The 21,722-nt window shown below is 46.7% G+C and carries 9 protein-coding genes; 7 read left to right on the top strand and 2 right to left on the bottom strand.

Annotated features, from left to right (window positions below; genetic code table 11):
* The first annotated feature begins 18 nt into the window (after positions 1-18).
* The 3 genes from DXN04_RS15790 (at position 19) to DXN04_RS15780 (ending at position 8,557) form a co-directional block, all read left to right on the top strand.
* The gene (locus DXN04_RS15790) at positions 19-7,269 is read left to right on the top strand and encodes a gliding motility-associated C-terminal domain-containing protein (protein ID WP_116854351.1); all 7,251 of its coding nucleotides are present in this window, start codon (positions 19-21) and stop codon (positions 7,267-7,269) included.
* Positions 7,270-7,500: 231 nt separating this feature from the next.
* Positions 7,501-7,998 carry a class I SAM-dependent methyltransferase gene (locus DXN04_RS15785; RefSeq protein WP_158569042.1) on the top strand — a complete coding sequence of 166 codons (498 nt, stop codon included), beginning with the start codon at positions 7,501-7,503 and terminating at the stop codon, positions 7,996-7,998.
* Between the two features lies 1 nt (position 7,999).
* The gene (locus DXN04_RS15780; protein ID WP_116854349.1) at positions 8,000-8,557 is read left to right on the top strand and encodes a GNAT family N-acetyltransferase; all 558 of its coding nucleotides are present in this window, start codon (positions 8,000-8,002) and stop codon (positions 8,555-8,557) included.
* Positions 8,558-8,790: 233 nt separating this feature from the next.
* Here DXN04_RS15780 and DXN04_RS15775 read toward each other — a convergent pair whose 3' ends face one another.
* Positions 8,791-10,986 (bottom strand): beta-1,3-glucanase family protein, encoded by a 2,196-nt coding sequence (locus tag DXN04_RS15775; protein WP_116854348.1) that lies wholly within the window; start codon positions 10,984-10,986, stop codon positions 8,791-8,793.
* Positions 10,987-11,084: 98 nt separating this feature from the next.
* Between DXN04_RS15775 and DXN04_RS15770 the strand changes: the two genes are divergently transcribed.
* The 3 genes from DXN04_RS15770 to DXN04_RS15760 all read left to right on the top strand — a co-directional run bounded on the left by DXN04_RS15770 (position 11,085) and on the right by DXN04_RS15760 (position 13,504).
* Complete coding sequence (locus tag DXN04_RS15770; protein ID WP_116854347.1) at positions 11,085-11,672, top strand: Crp/Fnr family transcriptional regulator; 588 nt, start codon at positions 11,085-11,087, stop codon at positions 11,670-11,672.
* A 55-nt stretch (positions 11,673-11,727) separates the two neighbouring features.
* On the top strand, positions 11,728-12,753 hold the full coding sequence (locus tag DXN04_RS15765) for a DMT family transporter (RefSeq protein ID WP_116854346.1): 1,026 nt from the start codon (positions 11,728-11,730) through the stop codon (positions 12,751-12,753).
* Between the two features lie 124 nt (positions 12,754-12,877).
* Positions 12,878-13,504 (top strand): hypothetical protein, encoded by a 627-nt coding sequence (locus tag DXN04_RS15760; protein WP_147319947.1) that lies wholly within the window; start codon positions 12,878-12,880, stop codon positions 13,502-13,504.
* Here the strand turns inward: DXN04_RS15760 and DXN04_RS15755 are convergent.
* A complete protein-coding gene (locus DXN04_RS15755; protein WP_116854344.1) occupies positions 13,488-14,102 on the bottom strand; it encodes an alpha-ketoglutarate-dependent dioxygenase AlkB family protein in 615 nt (204 codons plus the stop codon). The genes DXN04_RS15760 and DXN04_RS15755 overlap by 17 nt on opposite strands.
* Before the next feature lie 403 nt (positions 14,103-14,505).
* Between DXN04_RS15755 and DXN04_RS15750 the strand changes: the two genes are divergently transcribed.
* On the top strand, positions 14,506-21,722 hold a 7,217-nt coding region (locus tag DXN04_RS15750; RefSeq protein ID WP_158569041.1), incomplete at its 3' end, for a tandem-95 repeat protein.

The raw sequence follows: 21,722 nt of genomic DNA, 5'->3' as shown, positions 1-21,722 counted from the left end.
GTCACCGGTTCTGCACCAATGACAGGAGCGACAGGTACCTGGTATATCCGTAGCAACAATGCTACCTTTGTTGGTACGCCATCAGGTAACACCGCAACAGTAAAAGTACCAGCCGGTCAGACAGCTACCTTACGCTGGGTAATCACCAACGGTGTCTGCGCTGACTCAAGTGCAGTAACGCTGACCAACTACATGCAGCCTGTGGCAGCTGATGCAGGTCCGGCCTACATCCAGCAGTGTGCGACCAATACCTTCACGATGAGTGCTACCGCTGCTTCTCCGGCTAGCGCTACCGGTACCTGGTCAACCTTTGCAGGTAGCAAGGCTACTATCACAGCCGGTCAGTTCAACGCTACCAATGCGACTGTTACAATGGCCGCAGGTGATACAGCGACCCTGATCTGGACAGTGACAAATGGTCTTTGTTCTTCATCTGACTATATCAAACTGTATAACTACGCTACGCCGACTACTGCTGATGCAGGTCCGGATAGTATCAGGCAATGTAACACTGCTTCCTTCATCATGGCTGCCAATACACCAACTATTGGAACAGGTAAGTGGTCTGTGAAGAGTGGTACTGCGACCTTTGCTACTACCGATAGTAGTAATGTAAATGCAGTGATCACCGTACCAGTAGGTACTACTGCTGTACTGACATGGACCATCACAAATGGTACATGTTCTTCAAAAGACGATGTGACATTGGTGAACTACCAGGAACCAGGCATCGCCAATGCAGGTCCGGATTCATTAGTACAGTGTAACAACGCTACTTTCACCATGACAGCCACCACACCTACTCCTGCTACAGCAGTAGGTACCTGGTCACTGTTCGCGGGTAGTAAAGCAAGCTTCCCTGCTGCTGATCTTCATAAGATCAATGCAGTATTTACACTGGCAGCAGGCGATACCGCCACTGCTATCTGGACGGTAACAAATGGTGTCTGCTCCAGCACAGATTATATCATCCTGAAGAACTACCAGGCACCTACTCCTGCTGATGCAGGTCCTGCCCAGATCCTTCAGTGTGCTACCAATACCTTCACTATGGCTGCAAATGCAGCATCAGTGGGCATCGGTACCTGGACAGTGTCTAAGACTACCGCTGTCATCACCGGTGGCTTAAACAACCCGGCTACTACCATCACGGTGCCTGCAGGTGATAGCGTAATTGCTACCTGGACCATCGTAAATGGTGCATGTTCTACTTCGGATGTTGTGAAACTGGTGAACTATATTAAACCAGCTGATGCTGATGCGGGTCCTGACCAGCACCAGTGTAACACAGCAACTTTCAATATGGCGGCGAACGCACCATTTGAAGCAACTGCTTCAGGTATGTGGACCAAGCCAGCAGGTTCTACTGCGAATATCGCCACTCCATCCAGCCCGACTACTACTGTGAGCATCCCTGTGGGTGATAGCAGTATGCTGTTCTGGACTATTACAAATGGTGTATGTACTGATGTAGATACTGTATGGATTGTAAACAACAATCCTCCGGCAGCTGCCGATGCAGGTCCGGATACAATCAAACAGTGTAACACCGATGCCTTTACGATGACAGCGAATGCTCCTTCTGTAGCTGGTGCAACCGGTTCATGGACTGTAGTATCTCCTGCTTCTTATACTATCCCAGCTGCGGATGTAAACAATCCGACTGCCACCTTCACTGTAGCCGCTGGTTCTACCGTTGTGCTGAGATGGACCATCACTAACCTGGGATGTACCTCTGCTGACAACATTGTGCTGATTAACTACGAACAGCCAACGGCTGTAACTGCGGGTCCTGACCAAACCAAGTGTGCGGGTTCTGCCTTCGTACTGGATGGTTCTGTTCCAAATGTAACAGGTGCTATCGGTACATGGTACGTACGCAATGGTGTCGCTACTATCGCTGCCGGTGAAGAGCATACGCCTAAGGCACACGTAACACTGCCAAACGATGCTTCTGCAGAATTACATTGGGTAGTAACAAATGGTGTCTGCGCTGACTCAGCGACTGTGATCCTGACCAACTACCTGACTCCTGTGAAAGCAGATGCCGGTGCTGATTCTATTAAGCATTGTGGCGACAGTGCCTTCGTGATGAACGCAAACGTACCGGATGTAACAGGTGCCGTGGGTGAATGGACTTACGTTGGTCCTACTACCGTCGCACTCCCTGCTGATCCGAGCGATCCAAAAGCAACCATCATCGTTCCTGCCGGCGATAGCGTACTCGCTATCTGGAGCATCGGTAACGGTACATGTTCTACCAGCGACACTGTGAAACTGGTGAACTATATGTCTCCAACTGCTGCAGCGGTACCAGCCGATATGCAACAGTGTATGACAACTACATTCCCTGTTACAGCGAATGCGCCTGACGTACCTGGTGCTGTGGGTTACTGGACAGTGGTGAAAGGTAATGCTACCTTCCCTGTTACAGACAGCACAAACAACAGCACTACCTTTACCGTACCAAATGGTGACAGCGCATACATCTCCTGGACTATGACCAATGGTATATGTACCAGTGCTGATACCATTAAGCTGTACAACTTCCAGCAGCCAGCACAGGCTGAAGCAGGTGCTGACTCCCTGGTACAGTGTAATACAACTACATTCACAATGGCAGCGACCGCGCCAAACCTGCCAACAGCAGTAGGCAAGTGGTCCCTGTATCCGGGTAGTGCGGCAAGCTTTAATGCTGCTGACTCTACTAATATCAATGCAGTATTTACCCTCCCTGTAGGTGATACCGCTACCGCAATATGGACTGTGACAAATGGTGTCTGCTCCACTTACGATACAGTAATGCTGAAGAACTACGAAGCGCCTGCCCAGGCTGACGCAGGTGTAGATTCAATCAGGCATTGTAATGATCCGGTGTTCACTATGAGTGCAACTGCACCAAACCTGGCTACCGCGATCGGTAAATGGACATTATCCAACACGAACGCTACGATTGCAGCAGCTGATACCAGCAACATCAATGCTGTGATCAACGTACCTGCGGGCGACAGCGTAATTGCGACATGGACCGTAACCAACGGCGTATGTTCTACTTCTGATGTGATTAAACTGGTCAACTATCAGCAACCAACAGCAGCTGCTGCGGGTGCCGATACCCACCAGTGCGCGACCAGCACCTTCACTATGACAGGTAATACTCCTGATGTAGCCGGTGCAATAGGAACATGGACATTGCCGGCTGGTACTACTGCAACCATGCCAGCAGCTGACATTCACAAACCAAATGTTGTGATCACCGTTCCGGAAGGCGACAGCGTAATTGCTACATGGACTATCACCAATGGTGTATGTACTTCCAGCAGCAATGTGAAACTGGTAAATGACAGGATGCCGACCGCTGCGAATGCAGGTACTGCACAGACACATTGTTCTGACTCAGCCTTCGTGATGACTGCCAATGCAGCATCCATCGGTACCGGAACATGGTCTTTCTACGCTGGTTCTTCAGCTACGATCGCTGCTACGGACGTAAACAATCCAACTGCTAAGATCTTCGTACCGGCTGGTGATACAGCAACTGCTATCTGGACAATCACTAATAATTCATGTGCGACCAGCAGCACTGTCTTCCTCAGGAACGACATGATGCCTGAAACTGCCAATGCAGGTGCTAACCAGGTTCATTGTAATGACTCTGCGTTTATCATGACTGCCACACCGGGTGTGCTCCCTGGTTCTAAGGGTACCTGGTCTGTCATCAGCGGTATTGCATACATTGCAAATGCTGACCTGAACAATCCAAACGCACAGGTATTAGTATATGTAAATACTTCCGCTACCCTGCAATGGACCCTGAGCAATGGAACATGTACCGGTACACCAGCTACTGTTACACTGACCAACCTGGGACCAGTAATGGGTAACACGATCTCCGCTGATCAGACAGTATGTGCTTCTCAAACACCTGCTGCACTGACAGGAACCGCTTCCCTGAGTGGTGGTAACGGTACCTTCAGCTACCAGTGGCAGATGAGCACTACAAGTGCAACTACCGGGTTCACCAACGTGACTACAGGTACCGGCGGCACTGCTGCCAGCTACACACCGGCTACACTGAGCGCTGACACTGTATGGTTCAGAAGAATTGTAAGCTCAGGTGCTTGTAGCACCACCATCAGCAATGTGGTGAAGATCAGAAGAGTATCTACCAACCCTGTAGTAGTTTCCGTACCAGCCGCCATCACTACTGACTGTGTGCTTGGTAAAGATTATACAACGATGTTCGGTACACCGGTATTCAGCCATGCGCCATTCGATAGCGAACCGCTGACTGTTACCTACACCGACAATACACAAACACCTGACGCTTGTCATACCACCATCATGCGTACCTGGACAGCTGTAGACCGTTGTGGTCTCTCTACTTCAGCAGCACAGACCATCACCGTGGTTGACACCAAAGCACCTGTGTTCACCAGCTCAGCACCTGCTGACGTGACCGTAGAGTGTGATAAGGTACCGGCTGCTGTCAACCTGACTGCAAACGATGCTTGTATTGGTGCCATGACAATCGTACCAATTGAAACAAGAATAGATATGGCTGGTCAGTGTACAAGCAATTACTACCTGATCCGTAAATGGGTGGCTGTAGATAATTGTGGTAACGCCAGCGATACACTGAAACAGACCATTACCGTAAGAGACCTGACAGGTCCTGTATTCAGCGGTACTGCGCCTGCTAACATAACTGTAGATTGTGATAAGGTACCGGCAGCTGCTCCGCTGACTGCAACTGACAACTGTACACCTGGTACCATCACCGTAACTCCGGTAGATACCAGACAGTCCATCGCAGGTGCTAAGTGCAGCAATACCTACCAGATCACACGTACATGGACTGCAACTGACAACTGTGGTAACAGCACTATCCTGAAACAGATCATCACCGTCCAGGATACAACCAGACCAGCGTTCTCTATGACCCTGGTAGCTGATACTACCGTGAATTGTGATGCAGTACCTGCCATACCAAACATTACAGCTACAGACAACTGTTCTGCAAATGTGAAAGTAAGTGTAACTCAGACGAAGGTGTTCCTGAGCACGACCTGCTCTAACAACTACCGCCTGACACGTACCTGGACAGCTTCCGATGATTGTGGTAACACAGCTACCATGAAACAGGTGATCACTGTACAGGATACAACCAGACCTGCATTCACGATCACACCGCCTGCTGATACTACGGTAAGTTGTAGCGCTGTGCCAGCACCGCCAAGCAACATATCAGCTACTGATAACTGTAGTGCAACAAGCAATGTGAAGATCAGCTACACCCAGACCCGTCAGGCCATCACCGGTGCCTGCGCAGGCAACTACCAGCTGATCAGGGTTTGGACAGCGAAAGATGAGTGTGGAAATACTAACATCGTTCGTCAGGTCATCACAGTGGCAGATACAACCAAACCAGTGATCGATCCGGCTCCGGCTGCTGTCACTGTAAGTTGTGGAGGTACTATACCAGCTGCCGCTACCCTGTACGCAACTGACAACTGCGATGGTAACTTCCCTAAGAAAGCGACCATGACTACCGATCCATATACTGTGGATGCTTGTAATGGCTACACCATCACCAGAAGATGGAATGTAACAGATGCATGTGGTAATGCCGCTATCGAAAGAGTACAGATCATTACAGTAACGGCATGTCCTAAACCAGCACTGGATGCTAACCTGCCAGTAAACTGTTCTGACAATACGAAGTTCTCTATCCAGTTACTGACCAAAGTAAGCAAACCAACATTTACACTGCAGAGCGTATACCCTGCAGGTGCAGTAACCACACCGAAAGTTCAGACCAGCAATGTGTTTGACCTGCCAGGTGTAACACAGGCTACCTTCATCGTAACTGATGGCGTAACCGGTTGCGTATCTGATCCGGTGACTTATACCCTGCAGTTTGTACAGAAACCGACTGTAGACCTGGGTGCTGATGTTGCCCTCTGCGAAGGCAACTCCGTAACACTGGATGCAGGTGCGGCAAATGCAAGCGCCGGTTACTCCATCAAGTGGAATACAGGTGCAACTACCCAACAGATTACCGTATCTGCTGCCGGTACTTACTATGCAACTGTCACCAATAATGGTTGTTCCGCAACTGACTCTGTGAAAGTAACGGTAAACAAACCACCGGTTGTTGATATCCGCGATACTACTATCTGTGACGGCGCAACAGTGAAACTGAACGCCTATGTACAGGGTGCTTCCTACGCATGGAGCACAGGTGATACCGGACCATCTATCCAGGTAAGTACCGCAGGTACCTATACAGTAGATGTATCACTGAATGGTTGTACCGTATCCGATCAGGCAACGATCACAGTGGCTACACCGCCAAATGTAACCGTAACACCTGATCCGTCCGTTTGTCCAGATCAGACAGTCATGCTGCAGGTAGAACCGGATGGTGGTAGTGTGAGATGGAATGATGGCTCCCTGACTAATTCTATCGTTGTATCTAAACCTGGTGATTACTGGGTAACTGTAACGAAGAATAGTTGTGTGGTGACAGACACCATCCATGTAACCAACAGGGCTAATATCAACTTAGACCTGGGACCAGACAAGGATATCTGTGCCGGCGGCCTGGTAGTACTGGATGCAACCAACCCTGATGCGATCTCTTACCTCTGGAATGATGGTACGACCGATCCGATCAAGGAAGTAAGCACACCGGGTACTTACACCGTAACAGTCCTGGACAGAAATTGTAATCTGACCTCTTCAGATAGCGTGAAAGTAACAGTGGCTGGTATTGGAGATATTTCTCTGGGCAATGATACCACTATTTGTATCGGTCAGACACTGACCCTGAATGTAAATGCCGGCAGCGGTAACAGCATCAGATGGCAGGATGGCGCTACATCTTCAACGTATGTAGTGACAGCGACCGGATACTATAAGGTAACTGTTTACAATGATTGTGGTTCTGTCACAGATGACATCACAGTTACTTACAAACAATGTGAAGCGAAACCAGACTTCCCGAATGCGTTCACACCGAATGGCGATGGTAACAACGATACGTTCAAACCACACGTAAACGGTCCGATGTACGATTACGATCTGCGCGTCTTCAACCGTTGGGGCCAGGTAGTGTTCCTGAGTAAAGATCAGTCCAAAGGATGGGATGGTCGATTCCAGGGCCAACTGGTGGATGTAGGTACTTATGTATATCTGTTGAGCTACAAGAATACGGCAGGTGGCGAAGCAAGAATTGTGAAGGGTGAAGTGTCCGTAATACGATAACGAGAAGTGTAAAGTAGAAATAGGCTGAAGGCGTCCCGGAGTACCCACCGGGGCGTCTTCCCCTTTTATAGCAATACCATTGGGTGTAATGGGGTTTTTAAGCCGGCCGCAGGTCATTCCTCCCCGCCGTCAATGCTGAGGCCCAGGTGTCCGCATGGACGGCGGTTATTTTGGAAGTGTCACTTTTTAGGCCATAAAATCTTTTTTATTACATTTGTTTAAATGACGCGCATGCTATGGAATGAAAGATATACGAAAGGACTACCTTCGCTGGATATACCTGATCCATACTTCCTGGCCATGTATGAGCAGTTTCCAGCTCCGGGCAGGGCCCTGGACCTGGCAGCCGGCACGGGCAGGCATACGCTGTACCTGGCCGAAAGAGGCTGGGAGGTAAGCGCCGTAGATTTTTCAGAAGTAGCTATAGAGCAGTTAAGTGCCACTGCCAGCGGGCTGAAAGTGCGAACAATCTGCACCGACCTGGCTGAGTTTGTTATGCCGGAAAATAATTTTGACCTCATTATACTCTATTATTATTTCGACCTTCCCATATTCCCTGCTATTATCAAAGCCCTCAGGCCTGGTGGCTTATTGATTTTGAAATTAGCCATTGAGCGTGCCGATAATGATCAGGTGTTGCCACTGTTAACCGAACTGGAGCAACTGAATTACCAGCAGCGGCCGGTAAAGCATCGGGGAGTAGCAGAAGGTCTTTTTAGAAAATTGTAACATGAACCCATTACCCACAGAATTCCCCGTGCTCCACACCGGGCGCCTAACCTTGAGTGCCATTAGCCCTGCCAATCTGCCTGATTTGTACAGGGAGTTCAGCGATCAATCCGTGACCCGTTATTACAACCTGCAGCCTCTTACAAATACTGAAAAGGCGGCCGAACTGCTTCGGTATTTCTCAAAGCAGTTTGAAGAGAAAGAAGGAATCCGCTGGGGGATCTACCTGAAAAAAGACAATTCCTTTATAGGTACTATAGGCATTAATGCTTTTAAGCCTGGCGACCGCTGTAATATCGGTTTTGACCTGATACCACAGTACTGGAATAAAGGTTATATGTCCGAAGCCCTGGAGATCATTTCCCTGTATATATTTGCCAGTCTGGAAGTAAACCGTATAGAAGCGGAAGTGATGCCTGAGAATGAGGGCTCATGCAGGGTGCTGGAGAAGACAGGCTTTATAAAGGAAGGGCTGTTACGGGACTGGCTGTATTTTGATGAGAAGTATTATGATATGTATATGTATGCCTTGTTGAAAAGGGATTTTAATAAGGTATAAGTGAAAGTATCCGCACCTTAGTCAGACCAGGTTGATGAAGAACTGGCTGTAATGATGACCCTTTTCCGGTCACGAACTATACTGTTTTGGCCAGGGCATGGATGGATCTAAAAGTGAGAGGTTGTATCAAAAGTAATTAAAGGGCAATAAGAATTATAAAAACAAAAATTCCTGCCATCAGGTAACCGGATTAATTCCGGGAGTTTTTACTTTTGATACAACCTCTACAGGCATTATTGTTTCAGAATCTTCACCGTCTTCTGTGTACCATCTTTACGGTCAATTTTAATAATGTAAACACCGGATACCAATGAGGATACATTGATATTTGTCCCCGGGTTGGTGGTTTGCATCATTGTATGTCCGCTGATGTCATAGACAGTCAGTGTTCTCACCTTATCATTATTACGAATGTACAGCTGGTTGCTCACCGGATTTGGTGAGAGTGTTACAGTCGAATGTGTATCTTCTGTAACAGGAGCCGTTGCTGCAATAGTTGCAACCTTCGCACCTGAAGTACTTGTGATGGTCAGGTAGTTCAGGTTGAAGTTACCTGTAGTGGTAGCAATACCGATGCTGTAAGTACCGGCAGGCAGAGATACCGTATGGGCTACATCTGACCATACCTGCCATCCACCTGTGTTAGGGATGGTAACAGTACCCAGCTGGGTAGCGCCGGCATCTTTTTCCAGGCGCAGTGTATTGCCTGATGAAGTACTGGCTACGCGATAATCTACTACATAAGAACCGGTAGCAGGAATCGTCACTTCATAAGACAGCCAGTCACCGGCATCAATATAACCTACATTCAGTCCGCCACCAGCATCAGTAGTGGTTTCAGTCTGCACGCCTGACATATAATTGTAGTTCTCTGCTTCGATTTTAATAGAAGTAGTGGTAGTCGTAGTCTTTTCAACTTTAACAGAAGATGCCGAGTCATTGAAACTGTTGTCTACCAGGCAAGCATCGTCTCCGGTGAAGCTTACAGTAGCACCGCCAAAGTTGTCGTCCTTATACAGGGTTACTTTGTAACCGGCACTTACTTTCAGTGAAGAGATGTCGTCGTTCAGTATACCCAGTGCATTCAGCTGTGCCAGGGTGTAAGTACCCGTACTCAGTCCTACGGCATAACCGGCATAGTTACAATCCTTGTAGACAGTAACCGGGCTGCTGGAACTGAGGCCGGCAAAGCCACCGATTGTGATGGTAGCGCGGATAGGCGATGGTGCGTTGATAGTAGAAGACTGATTGAATACATCATCGTAGCAGAAAGCGTAAGTCAGGCTGTTATAGCTGATATCGCTGCGGTGCCAGAACTTGCTGTACCAGTTGTAAGGAGTGGTCTGGTAGTAAGCAGATGGTGTAGAGAAATCCTGCGTCACGCCGGTAGCCTTTGTGAGGTCGATCGCATGCCGGTTGATAGCAGCACAGATCTGTGCCTGTACTACTTTGTCCCACTGACCGCCGCTGGCCATTACACCGCTGCCTTCCATCACTTCTGTCTGTGAGGGTTTGGCAGCGATGGTACCTACAGCACCATCGGAACTCCTGGTAAAGGTGAATACATTCCCGGATACTCTACCACTCCAGGTGCCTGCATCACCTGCATTGAAGATCAGGTTGCCGCTGGTGTACTTGGACCAGATAGCATCTACATAGGAACCGAAGTAGTTAGCCTGTGCACCGCCTGACTGGAAAGCAGTGGTTTTGGAAGGGAAATGGATAATGGTGTTAGTGGCATCGTAACAAGCTGCAAACTCAGAAGGAGCGGTTGCCTGCCACTGACTGAGGATGTAGCTGTGCGTGACAGTTTCACCCACTTTTTGATAGAAGTTGCTGTTGCCCCATACTTCCAGACCCATTGGGTATTGATAAGCATCTACACGCGTAGTGTTTACCCAGAGACCATTGGATGCATTTGTCAGCTCAATGTTCTCATAGCGGATCCCCTGGTTGGGGTCTGTCGGGTTCGCGAGATTAGGTGCTGCATAACCGCTGGGAGAGCCGGAGGCTCCGAAGAAATAGAGGTACAGCTGTGAGTTGAAGGAGATCAGGATACGACAGCCGGCAATGCCCGGAACATTGATCACCTTGTTTGGAATTTCACTCAGCCTTGCGAAGCAGGCGGCATACTTGCCATTGCCTCCGGGGCCGTAGTTTCCATTAATAACGGGACCTGATACTGTATTATAAGACGAACTCATAGGATTGACTGCGCCGGTTTTGGGGTCAATCCATACGTGGTTGTCATTGATAATACCAATTACAGCAACATAGACGTTGGCATCTGTGTAAGCCGAATTGTTGTAAAGAGTGAAGGGAACCGTGGTTTGGGCGTGTACTGAGCTTCCAAAAGACATGGAAAGGCCTAGCAGTACGACCAGGCGGGTACAAAAGACCCTGAGGGAAAAGAAAGGTCTGATTTTCATAGCGATTATAGGTCTTAAAATTAAAAGAACTGCTACAAAGGTAGTTTTTATTCCGAAAAACCAAATACTGCTTATTTTTACCTGATAAAAGTCATGGGATGAACAGAGAAGCCGTTATGAATGCATTTTTTACCGCACTGAATACTTACTATTCTTTAGAAAAAGACACCATGCTTGCATTTGAAAAACTGGTACGTATAAGGGAAATTCCCGCAGGCACCAACTACCTTTCTGCAGACGAGGTGCCGGTGTTTATCTCATACATTTATAAGGGACTTTTTTCATATTATTTTCAGTATGAAAACGGAGATACGGTGATCAAGAAATTCTTCCCGGAAAATACATTTGTAGCATCTACGTCGGCACTGATCATGCATGATAAAAGCCGCTATACGATAGATGCACTGGAAGATAGTATTGTGGTGGAGTATAGCTTTGCAGCGTTTAATCATTTGTTGCAGAAGCATCATGATTTAGCATTGTTCTGGATCAACTACCTGGGAAAGCATTGGGTGGTAGAAAAGGAACACCAGGAAATAGAACATAAATACCTGCCGGCAAAAGAGCGGTACCGGCATTTTGTGGCGGCTTCACCTGCGCTGGCAGCGCGCCTGCAATTACAACAGATTGCTTCATTTCTGGGCATTACACCCACCCAGTTAAGCCGTATAAGAAAAACCCTGTAATGTACACTCAACATATGTAAAGCTGGGGGAGAAAATTAGGATCGACATTTGGCGTATGAAAAAATTGAAAGGAATTGTTTTTGTAATAATCGGGGCGGCGAGTTATGGCATCTTAGCCACATTTGTGAAAGTCGCAGGGAAGGAAGGATTTAGTACTGCTTCCATTACACTCTCTCAGTTTTTAGTAGGATTTTTAGTATTGACGTTATTGGATCTGAAAAAGAAACCAGTGGTAACAGGGCAGGGGAGTGATAAATATAAATTGTTGTCAGGCGGTACCTGTCTGGGTTTGACGAGTACGTTCTACTACCTGTCAGTGCAATATTTGCCCGTATCGGTTTGTATAATATTGCTGATGCAAACCATCTGGATGGGCATCCTGGTAGATTGTGTGCGGGATAAAAAGAAGCCTGCAACCGGGCAGTTATTGGCAATAGTGGTCGTGCTGGGTGGTACTTTCCTGGCAACCGGGTTTACGGGGGGTGGGGAATGGAACCTTATCGGCGTGTGCTGGGGACTGCTGGCGGCAGTAAGCTATACGGGAGCGATGTATGCGGCGAACCATATTGCTACGCACAGGTCCTTATTTTACCGGTCTAAGTTGTTGGTGCTGGGCGGTCTGCTGGCGATATTGATATTCTGGAATATTCGTATAGCGGAGGGTTTCAGACCGGAGGTATTGTGGCATTATGGTTTAATACTGGCATTGTTTGGAACGATTTTGCCACCGGTATTTTTTACCAGGGGATTTCCATTGGTAGGGATGAGTCTGGGCAGTGTATTGGCAGCGATAGAAATTCCGGTTTCCATTGCAACAGCACATATCGTCCTGCAGGAGCAGGTATCCTCGTGGCAGGTAGTAGGGTGTGGGCTGGTGATATTGGGAATGATCATACCGAATCTTCGTATTAAAAAAGTGTTGCTGGCGGCTGTCTGTTTGTTCGCAGTGATACCTTTGAAGGCCGCTACCATTGATACGCTGAAAGTAGTTTCTCGTTCCATGCACAAAGAAATAACAACGCTGGGTATTAAAGCCGGCGAAGGAAAATGTGCCAGCCGTGTATGTATTGCATGCATATAGCGGTCATCCTTTCCGAACCTTGCATTGGATATTCCTTCATTGCCGGCAATGGCAGATTTGTATAATAGGCAAAATTGGTCATTCAGCTTCGGTTCAAATGCCAGTATTGCCTATTTTTATGCCTATGAAAATAATCCTGTTCGTTATATCTTTTCTTATCTCTGGTGAACTTGCTACAGGGCAGACTTCCAATAAGAAAATTGTCGTTTACATGATGGATACTGCCTCCCACAGGATCCTCATTCCCGATAGTACATTATCCTGCCACGCAGATGCTTTTGCCTGTTCAATTGAAATAGGGGATGGCAGGCATTACTATGGCTACGATATCCGATGGCCGGCACCGGAAATAGATGGCACTTATGTATTATCCGTGACAGAAAAACAACTCTATCTTCATTCCTGTCATGACAATCCAAATCCTGATTTCCTGTATTGGTTCACGAACATCAGTCCTGTCCAGTACAGGCTAATCTGCGATGTCATTAAGAAAAATAAACCTGTATTTGGTAAACCATTCAGCGGCACATTAAGGTATTATACGGTAGCATACAGGCAGGCGCTGCCCGATAGTCAATACACTTCATTACAAAACCTCATCATGCTGTTCAATAAAGCATTGCCGGACTGCGAGCAGGTACACTTGCCCAATAAGGATGAATTTGAAAGAACAGACCCGGTTCAGATCATTATTAATGAAAATGAAATAAGAGAAGAGGTGTTTGAAGAAAGAGTCAATATACCTGCTTAATCGTATCCGAAATCCTGAAAGTCAGGTTAATCCTGGCTCCGATTTTCCTGTTAGTCTTAGGCACATGGTGTTCATAATGCTCCTGCATGCTTTCTCCCATGAGCAGGAAGCTACCATGCGTAAGAGGTATATCCAGTTGCGGGATGTCTTTTCTTGTTTTATGCCTCACTTTAAACAACCTGGTTTCTCCAAACGTAACAGAGGCAATGGGATGATGCATGCCATCGGCGGGTAAGGTATCACTGTGCCAGGCGACGGAATCATTCCCATCCCTGTAGTAATTCAATAATACCCTGTTAAAATTAAGCCCGCAAACGGCCTCAACCTTCGCTTTGATGTCCAGTAGGTCCTGGGTCCATTCAAGTCCTTTATCGCCCCCGTAATAGGCAATAAGGCGGGGATCCGGAAGGATCTTGTCGTACATCTTCCTGCTATGCTGCCGCCAGGGGGTGTTTTCCTTCAGCAGCCTGTAGTATCTATCCGAATCCTGCCTGGAGAAAAACTGTTCCCGCAGTACAAGGCTCGTATCTGGCAAGGCGTAGTCAATATAGCGTACTTTCCCTTCATCAAACAGCTCATTGTCGTCAAATAATAGCATAGGAGACAAAATTACTAAAAAAATTAGCAAACTGTTGTTCCCCTTGTATTTAGGATACCTACCGGTAAAATAAATATTTATATGAGTATTTATAAGTGAAAATCAATATGTTTTAATAGTGTTGGCTGATAATAATATTCATAAATTAACTGTTTTAAAATAATTTTAATATAAATCAGAAATGTAATATTTTTGCCGCGGATAGGTCCAGTTTACAACAAATTTTCGCAGTAGGACGGATTCTCCAGGTCAATCCCATTTTTGACATTTTAGCTTTGGATGTTATTGCAAGCTTTGGTGCTTTTCATTTCCCCTGTTTTCCCTCTGAATATGTGACGATTGGTTGTGCCCTGTACCTAACTATTTAACGGCTCTTCCGAAAGGGATGCCTATCTCTATCTTTATGAAGAATATATTTTTATTAAGCTTCGGCTTTTTGCTTTGTTCGTTGATATCGTTTGGTCAGATGCCTACCAGCCCTTGCAGCCCCAGCGGAGGTAAAAAGGCAGACATTTTGGGTGTCGAAGCTAAGTACAGGGCCCCGGGCGGCACTGCTCCTGTTTTTACTATACCTGCAGGAACTTCTTCAATCAACGTGTATGTCTCTTCCGAAACCGGTATCACCAGCGGTGGTGATAATGTGCAGGGTGATGAGGATTTTATCAATATCAGTGCTGTGATCGACATCGCGGGTGGAACTTCATCAGGCTATGTGAACGTGGCAAAGAATACGAATACAGATGGTTCCGGTACGAATGTATATGGATGGCAAAAGGTGGCGCTGGGTGCCTATATCCCTACCGCCAGTAAGGTGGGCGATGCGACCCCGGACCTGAACAATGTGAATTTTACGATCTCCGGCAATACCCTGACAATAACAGAAAGCAACACTACCACGCACTCTTCATATTATGTAGAATATGCTTCCCCTTACAATAATTCACTGACACCACTGGACCCCCAGGTAAAAGCATTATTGCACGGCACTGCTACCGCCAACACGGATCTTGTGATTCCCATTCCTACAGGTACAAATATTATCAGTATCATGGGCAAGGGTACAAATACCAGTTATGCCGACCTGAATACCAGTGCTGGTACAGAGGAGGGGTATTCCAATATGCGCTTTACAATTGACCTGGATGCCGGGATGACGGATGGTGTGATGACATTGGCAAATGGTGGTGCTGTGGCAAGACGATCTACCTATGTGATCAATAACCTGTCAAGCGCATCGACCATGAGTTTCCTTTCATCTGCAGCAATTACGGGTGATTATTCAGGCAAACTTACAAGCACCGGTGCGGTAGGTGTATCCAATCCACAGATCTATGTATCAGGAACCAACCTGGTGATCAGGCGGGATGCAAACTATGCGCGCGACTTTGATGATGCATACGTAGTTGAATTTTTTAAAAGGGTCGGACAGGGCATGAGTGCGGAATTCTTCAATTCCGATTTTGCATTTATTGCCAAGGGTACCAGCTCTGCAAGCGGGGTGGCAAAGACCTTTACGATTCCACTGGGTACCACCACCATGTACCTGAATGAAACAGGTAACGCCTGTAACACGGTGAATGAAAGTAATGAAAACTCACTGGCTGCCTATGCTTATATCGATCTGAATACAGGTACGGCAACCGGGTATTTTTACCAGCAGGTAGGTCTGGATGGTACGGCGAGAAGGGATGATAACTTTGCTTTCAAAGGTTTACCACTGGATGGAACAAGCGCCCGCAACCATACAAATACCGTGGGGTATAAGGGGGCTTATGGTTATGATATCTCCTTCCAGTTATCAGCAGATAAAACCACACTAACAGTTATCAATAAAACAGGTCTGGCGAATCCGGATTACCAGATCCTGGAATCTATGGACTACTATGGAGCCAGACCGGATATTGCATTTAACTCCACCAATATTTCTTTTGCAAAAGGTAGTTCCTGTAATATAGTCAGGGCGAGTGTGGAAGTGTGTAACCCCGGAGCGGGTAATGCCACTGCAGGAATGCCGATCTCTCTTTACCATGGGGATCCGACTACGGATCCTGCTGCTATTTTATTGTATACCGGTACTTTCAACCAGGCCATCCTGCAGGGAGAATGTAAAACATTTACCTACGACATGGACCTGAGCGCCTTTGATAACCTGGACTTCGATGTGACCCTGATCATCAATGACAATGGTAGTTTTGTAAGTGGTGGGATAGGGCATGCAGTAGGTACGCCTTTTACATTATCTTCCCTGGCGAATCAGAATACAGGTTATAAAGAGTGTTACTTCGATAATAACCTGATCACGAAGACGATGAACGTCAATAACTGTCCGAAGGCCAACCTGGATCCGGACAACAGTTCAGGTGCTACGGGCAAATACAATTACCTGAATTATTTCAATGCAGGTAGTTCAGGCGCGAAGATTACAGATACAGACCTGAGCATCGTGGATTATGATGGCGACAATATGGTGAAGGCGGTAATAACACTGACGAATGTACTGGATGCGGGCAGTGAAGGGCTGTATATCAATGGTACATTGCCAGCAGGCATTACGGCTACGGGCAGTGGAACAAGTACAATTACCCTGACAGGGGCAGCTTCTCAGGCAAGTTATATTGCAGCGCTGAAACTGATTGAATATAGAAACGCAAAGAGTGCGCCGAATACAACGAATCGTATTATCACGACCACATTGAACGATGGTACGGAGACGGGGCCGGCATCAACAACGACCATCGTAATCACAACAGATCCGCGTATCAATGTAACAGGTAATGGAACATTGATCAATGATAACAGTGGTACAGTGAGCACGGTAGATGGAACGGACTTTGGGACGGTGACGACAGGTACGGTGGTGCATACATTTGTGATCAACAACGTAGGTACCGGTATCATCAACCTGACAGGTACACCGATGGTGGCAATCAGTGGGGATGCGGGCTTTACGGTGAGTGCACAGCCGACGGTATCTTCTGTCACAGCCGGAGGCAACACCAGTTTTACGCTAACTTTTAATACGGCTTCACATACAGTAGGTACATATGTGGCAGTGGTACGCATCCTGAATAATGATGCGGATACAGGCAGGGCAAATTATTCTTACACGGTAATGGCAACAGTCAATAATCTGCCGGTAGTGAATAATAGTACGGTATCAGGATTGGAGGATAATACCCTGACTTTTGCGGCGACTGATTTTACTTCACAATATTCTGATGCGGATGGTACGGCATTGAGCAAGATCCGCATTGTAACATTGCCATTGAATGGTAGTTTCCGTCTGAACGGGGTAGTGATAACTGCAGGACAGGAAATCCTGGCATCGCAGCTGGCCAACATTACTTTTATTCCTACGGCTAACTGGAATGGTACGACCAGTTTTGACTGGAGAGCTTCGGATGGTACATCGTATTCAACGGCGGCTGCTAAGATGACGATTGTGATTACTGCTGTGAACGATGCGCCTGTGATTACGGTACCTACAAGTATTGCGGTGACAGAAGATGTTCCGGCATCTTTAAAAGATATTTCATTTGCGGATGTGGATGCGGGAATGGGGAGTGTAACGGTTACTTTCTCAGTGCCGGATGGGTATGTGAGTGCGGTGTCCGGATCTGGTGTGACGGTGAGTGGTACGGGGAGTGCGTTGGTATTAAACGGGACGCTTACTGATATCAATGCATTTTTGGTGGCGAACAAGGTTACGTATTCTTCTTCCCAGAATCCGCCGGCTACGGTTACCTTGACGGTGAACATCAATGATAATGGGAATACGGGTACAGGTGGTGCGAAGCAGGATACGAAGACGGTGGTGTTAGGTATTACGGCGGTGAATGATGCGCCGGTAGCGTTGGATGACGCGTATACAGTGGTGGAGGATACGCCTTATTCAGGAAATGTACTGAGCAATGATACTGATGTGGAGGGGAATACGCTTTCCGCTTCGGTGCTCGCGGGTCCGGTACATGGTACGGTGGTGTTGAATGCGAATGGTAGTTTTACGTATACGCCGGCATTGAATTATAATGGTTTGGATAGTTTGAAGTATAGGGTGTGTGATAATGGAACTCCTTCAATGTGTGATACTGGCACGGTTATCTTTACAGTTACACCGGTAAATGATGCACCGGTAGCGGTGGATGATGCGTATACAGTGGTGGAGGATACGCCTTATTCAGGGAATGTATTGAGTAATGATAGTGATGTGGAAGGGAATACACTTTCCGCTTCGATGCTGACGGGACCGGTGCATGGTACGGTGGTGTTGAGTGCGAATGGTAGTTTTACATATACGCCGGCATTGAATTATAATGGTTTGGATAGTTTGAAGTATAGGGTGTGTGATAATGGAACTCCTTCAATGTGTGATACTGGCACTGTTATTTTTACAGTTACACCAGTTAATGATGCACCTGTGGCGGTGGATGATGCGGTAACCGTAACAGAGGACACCCCGACTGATTTTACAGTCTTGACCAATGATACGGATGTAGAAGGCAATGCGTTGACTGCAACTGTGATTACTGGTCCGGTAAATGGTACAGTTATTCAGAACCCGGATGGCAGCTTTAAGTATACACCGAATACTAATTTCAATGGTCTTGACAGTCTGAAGTATAGGGTTTGTGATAATGGAACTCCTTCAATGTGTGATACCGGCACTGTTATCTTTACAGTCACTCCTGTAAATGATGCACCTGTAGCTATTGACGATGCGATAACAGTATTAGAGGACACCCCGACTGATTTTACAGTCCTGACCAATGATACGGATGTAGAAGGAGATGCGTTGACTGCAACTGTGATTACTGGTCCGGTAAATGGTACAATTACTCAGAACCCGGATGGTAGCTTTAAGTATACCCCGAATGGTAATTACAATGGTCTTGATAGTATCAAATACCAGGTATGTGATAATGGAACTCCTTCAATGTGTGACACTGGTATGGTGATCTTTACGGTTTCTCCTGTAAATGATGCACCGGTGGCTGTAAATGATGCAGTAACTGTAACTGAGGATACTCCAACCGACTTTACCGTGCTGACTAATGATACGGATGTAGAAGGTGATGCGCTGACGGCAACTGTGATCACTGCTCCTTTAAATGGTGTGGTTACTCAGAATCCTGATGGCAGCTTTAAGTATACACCGAATGGTAATTACAACGGCCTTGATAGTATCAAATACCAGGTATGTGATAATGGCACACCAAGCATGTGTGATACTGCTACCGTTATCTTTACTGTTACCCTAGTAAACGATGCCCCGGTAGCTGTTAACGATGCGGTTACTGTGATAGAGGATACTCCAACCGACTTTACAGTGCTGACTAATGATGCGGATGTAGAAGGCGATGCGCTGACTGCAACTGTGATCACTGGTCCGGTAAATGGTGTAGTTACTCAGAACCCGGATGGCAGCTTTAAGTATAGTCCGAATGCTAATTACAATGGTTTGGATAGCCTTAAATATCAGGTGTGTGATAATGGCACACCGAGCATGTGTGATACTGCTACTGTTATCTTTACTGTTACCCCTGTAAATGATGCACCTGTAGCTGTAAATGATGCGGTAACAGTAACCGAGGACACCCCGACTGATTTTACAGTGCTGACCAATGATACGGATGTAGAAGGTGATGTGCTGACTGCAACTGTGATCACTGCTCCTGTAAATGGTACAGTTACTCAGAACCCTGATGGTAGCTTTAAGTATAGTCCGAATGCTAATTACAATGGTTTGGATAGCCTGAAATATCAGGTATGTGACAATGGCACACCTAGCATGTGCGATACTGGCACTGTTATCTTTACTGTTACCCCTGTAAACGATGCTCCTGTAGCTGTAAATGATGCAGTAACAGTAACTGAGGACACTCCAACCGACTTTACAGTGCTGACCAATGATACGGATGTAGAAGGTGATGCGCTGACGGCAACTGTGATCACTGCTCCTTTAAATGGTGTGGTTACTCAGAATCCTGATGGCAGCTTTAAGTATACACCGAATGGTAATTACAACGGCCTTGATAGTATCAAATACCAGGTATGTGATAATGGAACTCCTTCAATGTGTGACACTGGTACGGTGATCTTTACGGTTTCTCCTGTAAATGATGCACCGGTGGCTGTAAATGATGCAGTAACTGTAACTGAGGATACTCCAACCGATTTTACCGTGCTGACTAATGATACGGATGTAGAAGGTGATGCGCTGACGGCAACTGTGATTATTGCTCCTATAAATGGTGTGGTTACTCAGAATCCTGATGGCAGCTTTAATTATACACCGAATACTAATTACAACGGCCTTGACAGTATCAAATACCAGGTATGTGATAATGGAACTCCTTCAATGTGTGACACAGGTACGGTGATCTTTACGGTTTCTCCTGTAAATGATGCACCGGTAGCTGTAAATGATGCAGTAACTGTAACCGAGGATACTCCAACCGACTTTACAGTGCTGACTAATGATACGGATGTAGAAGGCGATGCGCTGACGGCAACTGTGATCACTGCTCCTGTAAATGGTACAGTTACCCAGAATCCTGATGGCAGCTTTAAGTATAGTCCGAATGCTAATTACAATGGTTTGGATAGCCTGAAATATCAGGTATGTGATAATGGCACGCCAAGCATGTGTGACACCGCTACAGTCATCTTCACAGTCACCCCTGTAAACGACGCACCTGTAGCTGTAAATGATGCAGTAACAGTAACAGAAGACACTCCAGCCGACTTTGCCGTGCTGACCAATGATACGGATGTAGAAGGTGATGCGCTGACTGCAACTGTGATCACTGCTCCTGTAAATGGTACAGTTACTCAGAACCCTGATGGCAGCTTTAAGTATAGTCCGAATGCTAATTACAATGGTTTGGATAGCCTGAAATATCAGGTATGTGATAATGGAACTCCTTCAATGTGTGACACTGGTACGGTGATCTTTACGGTTTCTCCTGTAAACGACGCACCTGTAGCTGTAAATGATGCGGTTACTGTAACTGAGGATACTCCAACCGACTTTACAGTGCTGACGAATGATACGGATGTAGAAGGAGATGTGCTGACTGCAACTGTGATCACTGCTCCTGTAAATGGTACAGTTGCTCAGAATCCTGATGGCAGCTTTAAGTATACACCTAATGCTAATTACAATGGTCTTGATAGTATCAAATACCAGGTATGTGACAATGGCACACCGAGCATGTGCGACACCGCTACTGTTATCTTTACAGTTACTACTGTAAACGATGCACCTGTAGCTGTAAATGATGCGGTAACAGTAACCGAGGACACTCCAACCGACTTTACAGTGCTGACCAATGATACGGATGTAGAAGGAGATGTGCTGACGGCAACTGTGATCACTGCTCCTGTAAATGGTACAGTTACTCAGAACCCTGATGGTAGCTTTAAGTATAGTCCGAATGCTAATTACAATGGTTTGGATAGCCTTAAATACCAGGTATGTGATAATGGCACACCGAGCATGTGCGACACCGCTACTGTTATTTTTACAGTAACAGCAGTTAACGATGCACCGGTAGCTGTTAACGATGCGGTTACTGTGATAGAGGATACTCCAATCGACTTCACAGTTCTGACTAATGA

Source organism: Chitinophaga silvisoli, assembly GCF_003412465.1.
In the GTDB taxonomy this organism is placed as follows: Bacteria; Bacteroidota; Bacteroidia; order Chitinophagales; family Chitinophagaceae; genus Chitinophaga; species Chitinophaga silvisoli.
This window is presented reverse-complemented; position numbering and strand designations above follow the sequence as displayed.